This is a genomic window from uncultured Winogradskyella sp., assembly GCF_947496485.1.
Classification (GTDB): domain Bacteria; phylum Bacteroidota; class Bacteroidia; order Flavobacteriales; family Flavobacteriaceae; genus Winogradskyella.
In genome coordinates this window covers 144,196-160,483 of sequence record NZ_CANMCZ010000005.1, presented here as the reverse complement: position 1 = coordinate 160,483, position 16,288 = coordinate 144,196, and the positions used below count along the sequence as shown (strand labels likewise).

Annotated in this window: 15 protein-coding genes; all 15 read right to left on the bottom strand. The window is 31.5% G+C overall.

Annotated features, from left to right (window positions below):
- Positions 1–53 precede the first annotated feature (53 nt).
- Positions 54–1,103: a tRNA preQ1(34) S-adenosylmethionine ribosyltransferase-isomerase QueA gene (gene queA / locus Q0822_RS14965; RefSeq protein ID WP_299125087.1), complete on the bottom strand. Its 1,050-nt coding sequence runs from the start codon at positions 1,101–1,103 to the stop codon at positions 54–56.
- A 72-nt stretch (positions 1,104–1,175) separates the two neighbouring features.
- Positions 1,176–2,399, bottom strand: a complete 1,224-nt coding sequence (locus Q0822_RS14960; RefSeq protein WP_299125084.1) for a 3-phosphoshikimate 1-carboxyvinyltransferase — start codon at positions 2,397–2,399, stop codon at positions 1,176–1,178.
- A gap of 33 nt (positions 2,400–2,432) precedes the next feature.
- Positions 2,433–2,759, bottom strand: a complete 327-nt coding sequence (locus Q0822_RS14955; RefSeq protein ID WP_299125082.1) for a nucleotide pyrophosphohydrolase — start codon at positions 2,757–2,759, stop codon at positions 2,433–2,435.
- On the bottom strand, positions 2,756–4,714 hold the full coding sequence (locus Q0822_RS14950) for a hypothetical protein (protein ID WP_299125080.1): 1,959 nt from the start codon (positions 4,712–4,714) through the stop codon (positions 2,756–2,758). Before Q0822_RS14950 ends, Q0822_RS14955 begins: the two co-directional genes overlap by 4 nt.
- 43 nt (positions 4,715–4,757) lie before the next feature.
- Entirely contained in the window at positions 4,758–6,665 is a 1,908-nt protein-coding gene (locus Q0822_RS14945) for a DUF3857 domain-containing protein (protein ID WP_299125078.1), read from the bottom strand.
- Positions 6,666–6,786: 121 nt separating this feature from the next.
- The gene (locus Q0822_RS14940; protein WP_299125076.1) at positions 6,787–7,311 is read right to left on the bottom strand and encodes a metal-dependent hydrolase; all 525 of its coding nucleotides are present in this window, start codon (positions 7,309–7,311) and stop codon (positions 6,787–6,789) included.
- The gene (gene dtd, locus Q0822_RS14935; protein ID WP_299125074.1) at positions 7,311–7,763 is read right to left on the bottom strand and encodes a D-aminoacyl-tRNA deacylase; all 453 of its coding nucleotides are present in this window, start codon (positions 7,761–7,763) and stop codon (positions 7,311–7,313) included. The genes Q0822_RS14940 and dtd overlap by 1 nt, the downstream gene beginning before the upstream one ends.
- A 3-nt stretch (positions 7,764–7,766) precedes the next feature.
- On the bottom strand, positions 7,767–8,069 hold the full coding sequence (locus Q0822_RS14930; protein ID WP_299125072.1) for a hypothetical protein: 303 nt from the start codon (positions 8,067–8,069) through the stop codon (positions 7,767–7,769).
- Positions 8,070–8,095: 26 nt separating this feature from the next.
- Positions 8,096–9,046, bottom strand: coding sequence for a ribosome small subunit-dependent GTPase A (rsgA, locus tag Q0822_RS14925; protein ID WP_299125070.1), 951 nt, complete (start codon positions 9,044–9,046; stop codon positions 8,096–8,098).
- An 83-nt stretch (positions 9,047–9,129) separates the two neighbouring features.
- A complete protein-coding gene (locus Q0822_RS14920) occupies positions 9,130–10,656 on the bottom strand; it encodes a DUF6770 family protein (protein ID WP_299125068.1) in 1,527 nt (508 codons plus the stop codon).
- Positions 10,657–10,665: 9 nt separating this feature from the next.
- Positions 10,666–12,021, bottom strand: coding sequence for a M48 family metalloprotease (locus Q0822_RS14915; RefSeq protein ID WP_299125066.1), 1,356 nt, complete (start codon positions 12,019–12,021; stop codon positions 10,666–10,668).
- A gap of 167 nt (positions 12,022–12,188) precedes the next feature.
- Entirely contained in the window at positions 12,189–13,271 is a 1,083-nt protein-coding gene (locus Q0822_RS14910) for a bifunctional 3-deoxy-7-phosphoheptulonate synthase/chorismate mutase type II (RefSeq protein WP_299125063.1), read from the bottom strand.
- Between the two features lie 22 nt (positions 13,272–13,293).
- Positions 13,294–14,145, bottom strand: coding sequence for a prephenate dehydrogenase (locus Q0822_RS14905; protein WP_299125061.1), 852 nt, complete (start codon positions 14,143–14,145; stop codon positions 13,294–13,296).
- A 5-nt stretch (positions 14,146–14,150) separates the two neighbouring features.
- Entirely contained in the window at positions 14,151–15,293 is a 1,143-nt protein-coding gene (locus tag Q0822_RS14900; RefSeq protein ID WP_299125058.1) for an aminotransferase class I/II-fold pyridoxal phosphate-dependent enzyme, read from the bottom strand.
- Complete coding sequence (locus Q0822_RS14895) at positions 15,290–16,117, bottom strand: prephenate dehydratase (RefSeq protein WP_299125055.1); 828 nt, start codon at positions 16,115–16,117, stop codon at positions 15,290–15,292. Before Q0822_RS14895 ends, Q0822_RS14900 begins: the two co-directional genes overlap by 4 nt.
- Positions 16,118–16,288: the final 171 nt, after the last annotated feature.

The window sequence follows — 16,288 nt, the reverse complement described above, 5'->3', positions numbered from 1 at the left end:
TTAAAATAAAAAAGCCTCAACTAAGAGGCTTTCTATATTATTTTAAATCATAATTAGATGATAAGCATAGCATCACCATACGAATAGAATTTATATTTTTCTTTTACAGCTTCTTCATAAGCTTTCTTAATGAAATCATGACCAGCAAATGCAGAAGTCATCATTAACAACGTTGACTTTGGTGTATGGAAGTTTGTAATCATACAATTGGCAATGCTAAAATCATAAGGTGGAAAGATAAATTTGTTGGTCCACCCATCAAATTCATTTAATCTACCATTTGATGATACTGAACTTTCTATGGTACGCATCGATGTTGTGCCAACTGCACAAACACGTTTCTTATTCTCAATACCTCTATTTACAATATCTGCTGCTCTCTGGGTAATAACAATCTCTTCGCTATCCATTTTGTGCTTAGATAAATCTTCTACCTCAACTGGGTTAAATGTACCTAAACCAACATGCAGAGTTACTTCTGCTGTTTCTACACCTTTAATTTCTAAACGCTTTAGCAAGTGCTTTGAGAAATGTAAACCTGCAGTTGGTGCTGCAACTGCTCCTTCATTTTTTGCAAAAATAGTTTGGTAGCGCTCTTCATCTTCTGGCTCTACTTCTCTTTTAATATATTTTGGCAATGGTGTTTCCCCTAATTCAGTTAATTTTCTTCTAAAGTCTGTATATGAACCATCGTAAAGGAAACGCAGTGTACGCCCTCTAGATGTTGTATTATCAATTACCTCAGCTACTAATGTTTCATCTTCACCAAAATAAAGTTTGTTACCAATTCTTATTTTACGTGCAGGATCAACTAATACATCCCAAAGACGTTGATCTTGATTTAATTCACGTAGTAAAAATACTTCGATACGCGCACCAGTTTTTTCTTTATTACCGTATAAGCGTGCAGGAAAAACTTTAGTGTTATTTAGAATCATCACATCACCTTCATCAAAATAATCAATAATATCCTTGAATTGTTTGTGCTCAATAGTTTGCTTTTCTCTATTAAGTACCATCAATCTTGCTTCGTCTCTGTGCTCTGCAGGATGTTCGGCTAATAATTCGTCTGGAAGGTCAAAACTAAAGTGTGATAATTTCATGTATGTTTTTTTATTTTTTTACAAGTCGCAAATATACAATCTCAACATAGGCCTTGTCAAGTAAAAGCGTGTTTATTTTAAGTTGAAACCAATACTACTAAAATCTTCCCAAAATTGAGGATATGATTTACTCACAACATCAGCATTTTCAATGATAATAGAAGTCTTTAAACCCAATGGAGCAAATGCCATTGCCATTCTATGATCGTTGTATGTAGCAATTGAAATATTACTTTTAATATCATTTGAAACATTTACTCTTAATGAGTCTTCCGTAATATCTATTTCTGCACCTAATTTATCCAATTCGGTTTTAAGCGCAACCAAACGATCTGTTTCTTTAATCTTCAAAGTATGCAAACCTGTCATGTAACATTCTACTCCTAAACCAAAAGCTGTAACAGCAATAGTTTGAGCTATATCTGGCGCATCACTAAGATGAAATTCTAGATGAGATGTTTTTGATTCTTCAGTTTTCACCAATCGAATACTATTTTCATCATAAAATGTAGTCACCCCAAAACTTTTATAGATTTTGGCTAGAACCGAATCGCCTTGTAAGCTTTCTTTTTTATATGATCCTATTGTAATTTCTGTTCCAATAGTACTTAAAGCTATGACACTATAAAAGTAAGATGCCGAAGACCAATCGGATTCAACGGTTAAGGTTTGAGGTTCAATATCTGAAAGTTTAGGCTTTACTGAAATGGTGTTTTCCACAAAACTAGTTTCCATACCAATTTCGTTTAACAAGCTCAATGTCATTTTAATATATGGAACCGATGTTATTTTTCCATTCAGTGTTAATTCTAAACCATCATCTAATTTTGAAGCAATGAGCAACAAAGCCGAAATATATTGACTACTTACATTTGCATCTAAGGTAACTTTATTCTTAGTTAGTTTTTTACCAATTATTTTCAAAGGTGGAAAACCATCATTCTCTAAATATGAAATATCAGCTCCAAGTGTTTTTAAAGCATCGACTAATATTTTTATTGGTCGTTCTTTCATACGAGAAGAACCTGTTATCACTACTTCTTTTCCATCTTGAACAGATAAATATGCTGTAAGAAATCGCATTGCAGTACCTGCATGATGAATATCTATGACAGATTCATTAGATGCTAATGCTTTTTGCATCAATACAGAATCGTCTGAATTAGATAGATTTTCTATACTAATTTTAGGATAAAGCGCCTGTAGTAACAGTAAACGATTCGATTCGCTTTTTGAACCTGTTATCTGAATTGTTTGGTGATTGCTAAGCGTTGATTTTTGGATACTGATTTCCATAAGGGAACTCTGAAATATAATGAAGCTACAAAGCTACTTTAATTTCTTATTATTATGATGCCTATCGTGATCTCGTTTTGCTTTTTTATCCATTTTTTTATCAAAAGCGTCTTGTAAATCTATTCCTGTTTGGTTGGCTAAGCATAAAACAACAAACATAACATCTGCTAATTCTTCGCCTAAATCTTTATCCTTATCACTTTCTTTTTCGCTCTGTTCACCATAACGTCTTGCAATAATACGAGCAACTTCGCCGACTTCTTCTGTAAGTTGCGCCATATTAGTGAGCTCGTTGAAATAACGCACTCCATGCTCCTTAATCCAATCGTCAACTTCTTTTTGCGCGTTTTTTATCTTCATGGTTGTGCTTTAGTAAGTATTACTTGTTCACCTTGTTTCTCTACAATTTTACTAAAAAAAGATTTAAAAGCCTTATAATCCTTTGCTTGGATCATAGGATTATTTATATCCAAATCTACTTTTAATTGTAAATACTTTCCGTTTTGTTTAATAATATACGAAAACTTTATGCTAGCATCCATAAATACTAATGCTTCAGATGTTGGTAGAGACTCAATGTTATATCCATCTGGTAACATAATGTTTACGAGGTACGAATCTACATAAGGAATAACGAAATCGATTGGGTATTGACGTTCTTCTAGTTTAAACGGATTTTCTTTCGTTGCCAAAAATAAAAGTGGAGAGAAATACAATTTATCACCGATTTCATCAACTCCATCAGATAGTTCGTACTGATAACTAATTTTAATAGGTTTAGTAATTTCTTTTCCATTCTCGAAATTCAATTCGCTTATTTCTATATCACCTTTGTCTTTTTCCAATGACTTAATATGATCTTCTGGCGTCATACTTGCGTACTTATCACGGTAAAAATAGGCGATGTAATCTGTAAGTTGTTTTGAAACTTTACCTGATGCTGTAAAATCATTATTAATTTTTACATTGAGCATTGATTTTTCAACAGATTTTTTGTTAGGCATCATACTAAACCATCGCGATACATTTTTGTCTTCAATCAACCTTCCTTGCCAGTTCAGTACACGTTGAGGTAGTACATTATTAGCGCTATACTTTTCTGTAGCGTCTATAAGTAAATACTCATTACCTTTTTGGACACTACATACTACATAATTAAACCCGTCATGTGTTGGAAAAAGTGGAATACCATTGTTTCTTGTACTCACTAAAATCGGGCTAGCATTAACACCCTGAGAACGTAACATAGAAACAACCATTAAATTAATGTCAGCGACATTACCCTCACCTACTTTATATGCATTACGTATACCATTTTGAGCATACTTCCCATAACGACCATTCCACTTTACTTTAGACTTTACTAAATTTTCTACTAAGGATGCCTTTTCAAAATCGTCTTCAACTCCTGCTAATAGTGTTTCTAAATCATCCTTATAAAAACTAAATTTATCTAATTGCCCACCAAAATTAGAACTTTCGTAGATTGTTTTAGAGACTTCTTCCCAAGTGTTTGAAAATGATTTCTCTATTATTTTATTGCCATTCAAAACTGCTGAAAGTTCTAAAGCCATTTTACTCCTGTAGTTATTTATATTTCCGGAATAAGCTTCAGCTCTTAGTGCAGGTATATTTTCTTCATTAACATTGATAATATTAACTTTATAATCAAAAGGATTGGATATATTTTTTATAGTCTCATTTACTTTAGGCATATAACTAGCCGCAAGATTAGGCTGCTTACTATAAATATAATATTCTGGTGTGGCTATTTTGACATCTAACTTATTAACTGGAATACTATATTGAAAAATAATATCGTCTATACTATATCTAGACGACGTAATTTTGTACTTATATTCGATGACAGTACCTTCCTTTACGTTTGGTAGTGTGAAAGAGTTTACTTTTGTAAATTCACTATAATCTTCTACAAATTTACCGTCACTTTTTAATTTAACCTTTTCAATTTTACCATCCACAAGGTTGTATGAAACCCCTTTTAATCCAGAAAGAGATTCTTTGTTTGATCTACCTTGATATAAATATTCTTTCTTAGTTGCCCAATCAAAACCATCTTTATTGTATATCTTAATTCGCTCATGGATTTCGCGCTGTTGCATAAAACCTTCACTTGAAGAATAATAGAAACTTACTCTTTCATTTCTATATAATATTGCTGCTGATGATGATGAATCTATTGGGTGGTATTTTTCTTCAAGTTCTGCTTTAGATACTTTTCCGAATTCATAATTTTGACTGTTAATGGTTTTACAACTCAGAAAAAGAGTAATGATTAATAATAGGTGTTTCATAATTTATTGGTTATTGATAATATTTGATTTGTATAATAAAGGCTTACAACGACTTGGTTAAAACAATTTTACTTTTGTCGTGCTTTACAATTTGTTTTCTAAAGCTTCTAAAAGCCTTATAGTCCTCTTTTTCGTAGTTTCCTTTATTGAGGATGTAAGTTCTAACGTATTTTAATTTGTTCCCTTCAAGTTTTTCCATTTGAAATCTATAAATCCCGAATTTAGTTTTAAGTTCTTTAGTTTCCGTCATTGCCTCCACTTCAAAACCTTCTGGTAGTTGAATTATAAATTCATCTTCATCTTTAAAGGAGCGATTAATTGTAAACTCTAATTTCCGTTCTGTATAACGTGGCGGAATATTGGTCACCTTATTGAACATATTAGGTTGAAATATAAGCCTAGTACCACTTTTAGAAGCGTAATTAGTAGAAGAGAGTTTTACCTTTTCTTTGTAAACTATATTATCTTTATCATTTTCAATACTGATATTATCTATAGTAATATTGTTGATATAATCCCAATAGTCTTTGTAGTGTAACTGCTGATCTCTTTCCGTATCGTTTTCAATTCCTTCATGAATACTATATTGATAACCTGTAGTAGTAATATCAACATCAGCTATTATACTACCAGAATTATCCATTGCTATATATGCTAAAGTCTTTTGTACGCTGTCATCAGCTTCATAAATTTTTGTGTGCACTATTTCACCACCTTCTGGTTTTACCAATAACACATCTCTATCGTCTGTAAAACCTGCAGTAAAGCCAAAAGGATTTGTTTGGCTCGTACACTCTAAAAATATATTTTCATCTGCATTAGGAACACAAAGAATCACATGATTTCCTTCTATTGAAGAAAACTCACTATCTATATCTCTTAAACCTCGACCTCCATATACAACCGTATAATACGATGGAACATCTACTGCTTCTAGTAATGCTTTTGTATAGTTAGTTAGTCCTTTACAATCTGCATAACCCAATTTATCAACATCGTTTGCCAACATTGGTTTCCAACCTCCTATACCAACCTGTATACTGATATATCTGGTCTTATCTTGCATATACTTGTAAATCAATTTAGCACGCTCTATTTTGTCATCAACACCAGCGGTAAGTTGTCTTACATGATTTTTGGTAGATTCCGGAATTTCGTCCGTACCAGTTAATAATTTATCATACATCCATTTACCGAAATCACTCCAATTATTATTAACACCTTGTACATCGATCATTTTGAAGGCCTTTAGAGCAACTTTGTAACGTGGTACAAATGTTTTTAACTCTGGTGTATAGGCTTCATACTTGACACCGTGAATATTTTCTGCAATGAAATGATTTTCGGAAATCTCTTGGATGTTATAATTATCGAAATTTTCTTTTTTTAACTTCAATTCAACTTCAGCCGTATTCAAAATTTCATATTCTGCATGCTGAACACTCACATAATAATCATCAATAGGTTGCCAATTCGGAAAAAAAGCAGTGTTTTCATACACAACTTCAGAAGTATACTCAACTGTATAAGGATATTTAAGTGGAATATAGTTTAGGTACTTTATACGATTATCGTCATATATAGAGAAATCGCTAACTGCACTAGCATCTACAAAATCTCTCTCTTTAATCTTTTTTATTTCTTCACCAAAGTCATTATATATGTGTGCTTCTATTTCTTCTATAGTACTATTATCATCATAAAATTCAACGGCGTTGATATGCCTATTTCCGTATTCATTGAATACAGTTGTAATGCGTTTCTTAGTCACTTTTATCTCGTCACTACTTAGTATTTCTACCGTTTTTTTCTCATATCGTACAACGGCATTAGCTTTAGTCTTGAGTTCTAATGGCACAAGCAAAGCAGTGTAAGCATCTTCTGTCTGTGAGTAGTTGATTAAAGAAATGAACAATAAAAAAAGGGAAACTGTTGATTTTAATTTAAGCATTAAGCGTTATTATAAAGTTAGGACGTACAATATAAAAACTTAATTAAATTCTTTATATGATTTATATCATAAATTTCTTACACTTGATATTTTTTCGATTATCGGCGATTTTATTAGATTTTCAATGCTTATAATTTGATTTTCTGACCAATAACAAAACTGCTAAAATTATAAAACAAGGCATTGCAATATATTTTAGCTCACTCAGAATAACATTAAGTCCCCATTCTGAAAAGAATGCTTCAACGCCAATTGGTGAGACTTTGATTTCCCGAAATGGAAAGAAATATCTAGAATTATCAAAAGGAATAAAAAAGCCAACACCTTTACCGCCAGAGGTCATCGCATCTAAAATTCCATGAGAAAGGGTTGATAAAAACAATATAATTGCAAAAATCAATTTTCTGGTCTTACCAAAAATGAATGTTAGAAGCATACTCCAGAGTACAGCAAATAAAATTGAATGTGTAAAGCCTCTGTGACCGAAAGGGTGAGAATATGAAATGCCAAACTTAAAAGTCAAAACATCTAAATCTGGCAATATTGCTGAACCTATAGCTAAAAATAAAAGCAATTTATTGGACTTTGAATCTATAACTTTTGAAGTTGTAAAAGCTACCAATCCATGTCCAAATAGTGATGCCATTAATCTCTACTTTTTGAATCTATAATAATGGTCACTGGCCCATCATTAATCAATTGCACTTTCATATCAGCTCCAAATTCGCCTGTTTGTATAGTCTTGCCAAGGGTATTTTGAAGTGTTTTCTTGAAGTTTTCATATAAAGGAATCGCAACATCTGGTTTTGACGCTTTGATATAACTTGGACGATTTCCTTTTTTGGTACTGGCGTGAAGCGTGAATTGGCTTACCAAAATTATATCACCTTCAGAATCTATTATGGACTTATTCATCACACCATGTTCATCAGGAAAAATACGAAGATTGGCAATTTTATTACATAACCAATCGATGTCTTCTTGAGTATCTTCATTTACAATACCAAGTAAAACAAGAAGGCCTTTACCAATTTCTGCAACTCTATGGTCTTCAATTGTAACACTTGATTCAGCAACTCTTTGAATAACTATTTTCATGTTTTAGAATCCTCCACAAGTTACATTTCCAATCTCATAATATTTAATTTTCAAAATATTTGCTTTTTGAAATTCTCTTTGAACAAGAGATACATCTTCCATTCTAGCCTTAGGAGCTATACTCAATTTTACAAAAAATTTAGACCGTTGTAAAGAATCTAAGTCTTTTGTTTTTAGATAAATCTCTAACTGTAATGCTTCTGGAGATAGCTCCATGAAACTTTCATTTATTATGTGTATATCACAATTTGTAATATCTACTGACATAAAATAAGGCTCATCCATACCACATGAAACTAAAAACATTCCTAAAATATATGGAATTATTCTTTTCATTCACTATCCCAATTATCAGTTCTATAATGTTCATCTTCACCTTCTAAAATTTGCATATAACTTCGATATCTAGAATAAGACACCTCATCTTTTTCTAGCGCTTCTTTTACAGCACATTTTGGCTCTTTTAAATGCAAACAATTATTGAATTTACAATCTTGTTTTAGAGCAAAAAACTCTGGGAAATAATCACCAACCTCTTCTCGCTCCATATCGACAACTCCAAATCCTTTTATACCTGGCGTATCAATAATTTTAGCATCGAAACTTAAATCAAACATTTCTGCGAAGGTCGTTGTATGTTGCCCTTGCATGTGTTGTTCTGAAATAGCTTTTGTCTTTAAATCTAAAGAAGGTTCAATAGCATTTACTAAAGTAGATTTTCCTACTCCAGAATGACCTGCAAACATACTTACTTTACCAACCATTAAGGCTTTTACTTTGTCTATGTTTTCGCCTGTAGTGGCTGATATGTTAATACATTCGTATCCAATAGCTCTATAAATACTTGCCAAGTATTTTACCTCTAGCAAGGTTTCTTCATCATAAGTATCAATCTTATTGAACAACAAAATTGTTTTTATAGAATACGCTTCTGCGGTCACTAAAAAACGATCTATAAAACTGGTAAGTGTTGGTGGATTATTAATGGTAATCAATAAAAAAAGTTGATCAATATTAGAAGCGATAATATGTGTTTGCTTGGAAAGGTTAACCGATTTTCTAACGATATAATTTTTACGTTCTTCAATACGGTTAATAACACCTGTTTCTGTATTATTTTTTGTTTCTAATTCAAACTCCACTTTATCACCTACTGCAATAGGATTGGTGCTTTTTATACCTTCTAATCTAAAACGACCTTTAATTCTGCACTCATAGAACTTACCGTTCAGAGTTTTAACGGTGTACCAACTACCTGTAGATTTATATACTGTTCCTGTCATTATTACAAAGATGACTATTATTGTTTAATGGAACAAAAAAAGACTGCCATTAGACAGTCTTTAATTGAATTTAATAATTTCGATTAGATATTTAATTTCTCTAAATGTATATCTAAGGTTTTTTCCTTCTTATTATATTCTACAATCATAACATGACCTAATTTTGCAGGAAGCACTCTAAAACTAACTCTACCTTTTGACTGTTCTAAATAAATTTTATCCTGAGATAGTTCTCCATCATTATACATGACTGCCTTAAATGCTAGTTTATTCTTCTCACCTTTCAGTCTTTCATAATCTATAAACATAGCGTAAAAGCGATCTCTATCTTTATCAATTTGAGTGTATTCATAGTCAAAAGCTCCAAAAGTCTTCAACGCATGTGCATTAAGTTGAGGACTACCAAAATCAGCTAAATTTGGTGCTCTAGATTTACCTTTCTCAATTTTATGAATCTCTTTGAGGTTGAAACTTTTATCAAACTCAAAAAATACAGCATCCGTAATTGTTAATTGTGTCATACCACTACCTATGCGACCCGTAAGTAAAGTACCTTTTAAACTCACAGTTTTTCTATATTTTTCACCTATGGCATAATAAGATCCATTTTGTGTACGAATCACATCATGAAAATATACATAAGTACTTTTTTTCTTTTTTCCGTTAGAATCTGCTGGCATCAATTTGTTAATTGTATTTTCCCAATCTGCTTTTACATCTGAAATTAAATTACCTGACATATCAACTACTTGAGCGAATAAACCTTCACTTTTATCTTTAACAATATTTTTTCCTTTCTTAAAATATTCACCCAATAAGACAAGATTTTTCTCTTCTGTAAGAAAAGCATTAGTAATCAATCTGGGATTATCATCTCTATTGTAATCTTTCTCAAATAGCTTCTTGCCTGTGTTAATATCTAAAACTACAATCTTCATATTTACTGTATTGCTAAGTGCAGATTTCTTTGAGCTTTCTATTGCCACGACAACTTTTTCGTTAGCCTCAATAGGGTTAAGAAACATAAGCTGATTTGCATCTTCTGGAGAGTTGTAATCCCAAGATTCACCTCCATTTGTAGATACATATTTTAAACCGTAACCCATTTTTTTGTTGTTCTTAGTATAATTGAACAAAAATCCATTATCATCTACCGGAAAAAGCAAATTAAAATTACCGCTTTTCATCATCATACTTAACCAACGTACATCTTTCTTAGAGACGTCAATTTTTATATCCTTACCTTGATTTCCAGATTTATCAAAAGTGACGAGTTTATAGAACTTTTCTTTAATATTAATCATAGCAAACATCAATGCTTGATTATTAAATTTACTCTGAGCTAATATGGTATTCTTATCATCTATATAAGATTTTGTTGCAATATCATTAAGATTATTATCTAGCATTTTAATTGCATACTCACGCTTCCCTTTCTTCAATTTATCAACTTCATAATAAAAATAATAACCGTCTACGTCATTATTCTTATCCATAAAGGATCCTGAATTCTTTATTCTAAATGATGTGATTTCGTCAAGTGATTTTTGCTGTGCAAAAGCACTTAAACAAAAAATAGTTGTAAGTAGTATTACCGATAGTTTCTTCATGTTAATGTATTATTGATTAATTGATTTAAAAAATTTGAAAATTTCTGTACCATTATCTTCAGCCATTAAATCATCTTTATTGGCCTTGCAAAATGCTAATCCCATTTTCTTCGTTTCTCCTAATTCTAGATTATGTAGAAAAAGACGTATTTTATTAAGCTGCTTTTCGTCTGAAAATTTACTTTTAGGAGGTATATACTTACCTAATTCGTGATTTTTTTTGGCATTATAAATTTGCTTCAAAACACTAGCCATTGTAATATGATAGTACTCTGAACCTATCCGTTTATTGTGAAATAATTCTACCAACTGATAAATTGCAATATCTAAATTCTTTTTGTCAATGGCACTTTCAATCATTTTTAAATTTGCCAAATTTATAAGTAGTCTCATATTATTTTCTTGCCCTGAACTATCTGTACTAATAATACTAAAATCTGATTTTAGTTTTTCTATTCTAAATTCAATTTCTGGATGCGTTTTTAGGGTATCTGAATCTAGACTAAATTCATTAATTTTCTCATCTGTATCAAAAATAGAAACGGTTTCTTTCAACCAAAATGGTTTAAATGGGTAAGTTTCAAAATTAAAAATACTATCAACTCTTATATTATGACTTAGTAGCATATCATCATCTCTTTGAAGTTTAGACAGAGCACTAAGTGCTTTATATTTATTGTATATGGTCTTTGAAAATAAGACAAATCCGAGTGAATCAGCTTGTGCTTCAGTTTCTTTAGAATGGTCTAAAATATCTATGCTAAGCTCATCAATTACAGAAAGTGCTGCTCTTGTCTGTCCATACTTTTGCCTTTTTATTTCCCTGACTTTCTTCTTCGTTTCTTTAGAATTTATTGTTGAAATAACATTTGTGACGTTATCTAAAGGGTGATCTAATAATTTGTGTGCTATTTCATGACAAATGACAAAAGCTACCTCGTCATCTGAACTCAAAGTTGAAAACAAACCCAAATAAATCTCAAACATACCATCTCCATAACATGATGCATTTGGAATGAAAGATGTATTTACAAAAAACTTATAATTTGTATTATCAATTTGTGGATTAGCCTTATATATATTCGAAAGTATACTATCTATATAAATATTTATGTCATCATTGAAAATATAAACACTATCATTTATTGATTCTAGGACTTTTTCATCTCTATTCTTGAAGATCTTTCTAATCTTAGAAGCATGAGAGCCATCTATTCTTTTTATATAGTCTGAATTAATTTGTTCTAAGTAATCCTCTAAAGCTTCAATATCCTTTGGTAAATATTGATTGTCTGAAGTTTTTTGTGAATGAGAAAAACAAAAGCATAACAAGAATAAAATAGGGGCAACGTAATTTTTTAGCATATAGAGATTAATAGCACTTCAATCCAAAAATAGCATTTTTATTTAATTAGTCTCAAGGAATTCGATATGTGACTGAAATATACTTTAAAAATATCTAAACTCATTATGAATTTTTAAAAATTAAAAAAGGCTCGCAATTGCGAGCCTTTTTTTTTTATTACTAATTTTTAATGATTAATAATCTTTTCCTGATGATTAATCGATTCTTGGTGAATCGCTTTAAACATGCGTAAAATAAATTCTTCACTCAATCCTCTTTCTTCGCCTTCTAAAACCATTTTACCTAAAATCTCGTTCCAACGCTTGCTTTGCAAGACTTGAACATTTTTTTGTTTCTTAAGTTTACCGATACCATCTGCAACCTTCATACGTTTTCCAAGTAAATCGATAACTTGGTTGTCTACAACATCTATTTGAGCTCTTAAGTTGTTAAGTTCAGTATTGTATGCTGCTTCAGGATCTGTTTCTTTTCTTATTCTTAGATCTTCCATAATTCTAACCAATGTGTTTGGTGTAACTTGCTGTGCTGCATCACTCCAAGCGTTATCAGGATCGTGATGCGTTTCTATCATTAAACCATCAAAATTTAGATCTAGAGCTGTTTGAGACACATCTAAAATCATGTCTCTTCTACCTGTAATATGAGATGGGTCGTTAATTAATGGTAAGTCCGGAAATTTATTTTGAAATTCAATTGCTAGTTGCCATTCTGGTATATTTCTATATTTAGATTTCTCATAAGTAGAAAACCCTCTATGTATAGCACCTAACTTTTTAATTCCTGCAGTATGTAATCTTTCAATACCACCTAACCACAAAGCTAAATCTGGATTTACTGGATTTTTAACCAGCACTATTTTATCGGTTCCTTCTAAAGCATCAGCTAAATCTTGCATTATAAAAGGGCTAACAGTAGAACGCGCTCCAATCCATAATAAATCTATATCGTGCTCTAAAGCCAATTCTACATGGTTTCTATTTGCAACTTCTGTAGCCGTTTTTAAACCCGTTTCTTCTTTTACTTTTTGTAACCATTTTAAACCTAATGCACCAACACCTTCAAAGTTTCCTGGTCGCGTTCTTGGCTTCCAAATACCTGCTCGGTAATAATTAACATCTGTATCTTTTAGCTGGTGGGCTATTTTTAATACTTGTTCCTCAGTTTCTGCGCTACATGGTCCTGCGATTACTAAAGGATGATCTAGTTTCATATCATCCAACCATGTTCTCATTTCTTTGTTATTCTCCATTTTTGCTTATTAATCTTATTATCTATTGTATTCCGTTTAATATATCTTTTATATGATTTGTTGTTTCCATTTCGTTATAAACCGCTTCAAAATCTCCATCTTCCATGAGCTTTTTGAAATGTTTTAGATTATTGATATACTCATCTAAAGTCTCTATAACATTGGTCTTATTCTGCTCAAAAATTGGTGTCCACATAGCAGGCGAACTTTTTGCCAAACGCACAGTACTCTCAAATCCACTACCTGCCATATCAAAAATATCGCGTTCGTTTTTCTCTTTTTCGATTACCGTTTTACCCAACATAAATGAACTAATGTGTGATAAGTGCGAAACGTAAGCAATATGCTTATCGTGCGCCTTAGGATTCATATATCGAATTCGCATTCCTAATTCTGCAAATAATTTTAATGCTTTTTCTTGAAGCTTGAATGCCGTTTCTTCTACCTCGCAAATAATGTTCGTTTTGTTTTTGTACAAATTATGAATCGCAGCTTTTGGACCCGAATATTCTGTACCAGCTATAGGATGAGCAGCCAAATAATTTCTGCGTTTGGGATGATTTTTCACTTTAAGACAAATATCCTCTTTGGTAGAACCAGCATCAAAAACAATGGCATTATCAGAAACATAATCTAAGACTTTTGGCAAAACAGTTAATGTAGCATCCACAGGAATGGCAACTATGACAATATCTGCAAGTTTCAAATCTTCAAAATTTGCTTTTTTGTCAATAACTTTAAGGTTTATAGCTTCATCTAAATGCGTTTCGTTCTTATCAATACCAAAGACATTACTTTGTGGATATAATTTCTTAATATCTAAAGCGAAGCTTCCGCCAATTAATCCTACTCCTATGATAAAAATATTATTCATACTAACTATACTCTTGCTATTGCTTCTTTTATAATGTCTTCAGAAGCACACAATGAAAAGCGGACATAACCTTCTCCATTGCTTCCAAAGACGGTTCCTGGTGTTATAAAAATTGAATGTTCTTTCAATACTAAATCCGTGAATTCTTCTGATTTAATATTTGGCGGTAATTTTGCCCAAACAAATAATCCTGTTGCATATTTGTCATATACACATTTAAGACTATCAGCTAATTTCCAAACTAATTGTCGTCGTGTTTGGTACACACTATTTAAACTTTGAAACCACATATCTGAGCATCTCAGAGCTTCAATAGCTCCTTTTTGTATACCATAAAACATGCCTGAATCCATATTACTTTTCACCCTCAATACTGCATTTACCAAATCATAATTACCTACTAGCATCCCAACACGCCAACCAGCCATATTAAATGTTTTGCTTAAAGAATTTAATTCTAAACACACCTCTTTAGCATCTTTATATCTCAGAATACTAATTGGTTTTTCATTGAGAATAAAACTGTAAGGATTGTCATTGACAATTAAAATATTATGTCGTTTTCCAAATGCAATAACCTTATCATAAAACTTATTATCTGCATTGCTACCTGTTGGCATATGAGGATAATTAATCCACATAATCTTTACACGACTTAAATCTAATCGTTCTAAAGCACTAAAATTTGGCAACCAATTATGGTCTTCTTTTAAATCGTAATAAATGGGTTTTGCTTCTAGTAACTTAGTTACTGAAGAATATGTAGGATAACCAGGATTAGGTACTAACACTTTATCTCCTTTATTTAAAAATGCCATAGAAATGTGCATAATTCCTTCTTTACTTCCCAATAGAGGCAACACTTCAGTTTGAGGGCTAACATCTACCCTATATTGTTTCTTATAAAAGTTTGAAATTTCCTCTCGTAATTCTGGCAAACCTTGATAGCTTTGATATTTATGAGCACCTTCGTCTAATAAACTATCTTGAAGCGAAACAGAGGCTTTAAAAGGTGGAGCTAAATCCGGACTTCCAATACCTAAATTGATAATTGGCTTTCCTTGGGATTTTAAAAGCGCAACTTCTCTCAACTTTTTAGAAAAGTAGTATTCTTCAACATTTTTTAAACGCTTAGCAACTTCAATCATAGTCTTGCATTTTTATATTCGCCTAGTACTTTAAAATTCTCTGCCATTATTTCCATAATTGATGAGGCTTTTTCATAATATTTATAATCTTCGAAAGTAACATCTACAAAAAAAGCATACTTCCAAGGGGTTTCAATTTTTGGCAAAGACTGTATCTTAGTAAGGTTGAGCTTACAATCACTCATAACATTAAGTATAGTAGCTAAACTACCTCGTTTATGATCTAATTCAAATTTTATAGAAGCCTTATTTAGTCCTTTTTTATCAGTTTCAAAATTCTGAAGCTTTACAATCACAAAGCGTGTTTCGTTATGCTTTATAGTTTGAATACTTTCTGCTAATATTTCTAACCCATATAACTCTGCCGCATTTTTACTAGCTATTGCCGCAATACCTTTTATACCTTTATCTGAAATTTGCTTAGCAACATCTGCAGTATCTTTAGCTTCTACCAATTTTATATGAGGATAATCTTTAAAAAAGACTTTACATTGCAATAAAGCCATCGGGTGTGAGTGTACTTCTTTTATATCTGCAATAGTTTGCCCATTTAATGCCAAAAAGTTATGCTGAATATCTAAATAGTGCTCGCCAACAATACTCAGATTATGCCTATCTATTAAGGCATAATTAGGAATTATTGAACCTGCAATAGAATTCTCTAAAGCCATTACAATATAATCTGAATCCCCTTTTAGAAGACTATCTACAGTACCGTCAAAAGTCATGCATTCAACCACATCTGTATTTGCACTAAAAAACAACTGAGCGACTTCGTGATGAAACGATCCTTTAATTCCTTGTATTGCTATTGGTTTATTCAAATTTTATTTTTTTAAATCCTGAAACAAGTTCAGAACTACTAGATAGATAAAAATGAAAAAAGTCTCGATTAAATCGAGACTTTATAAATTATATTTTAAATAAAACATACTTAGTCTCGTTCCTTTAGCTAAAAAAGAAGTAAAACCAGTTATAATATGTTTTAGATATGT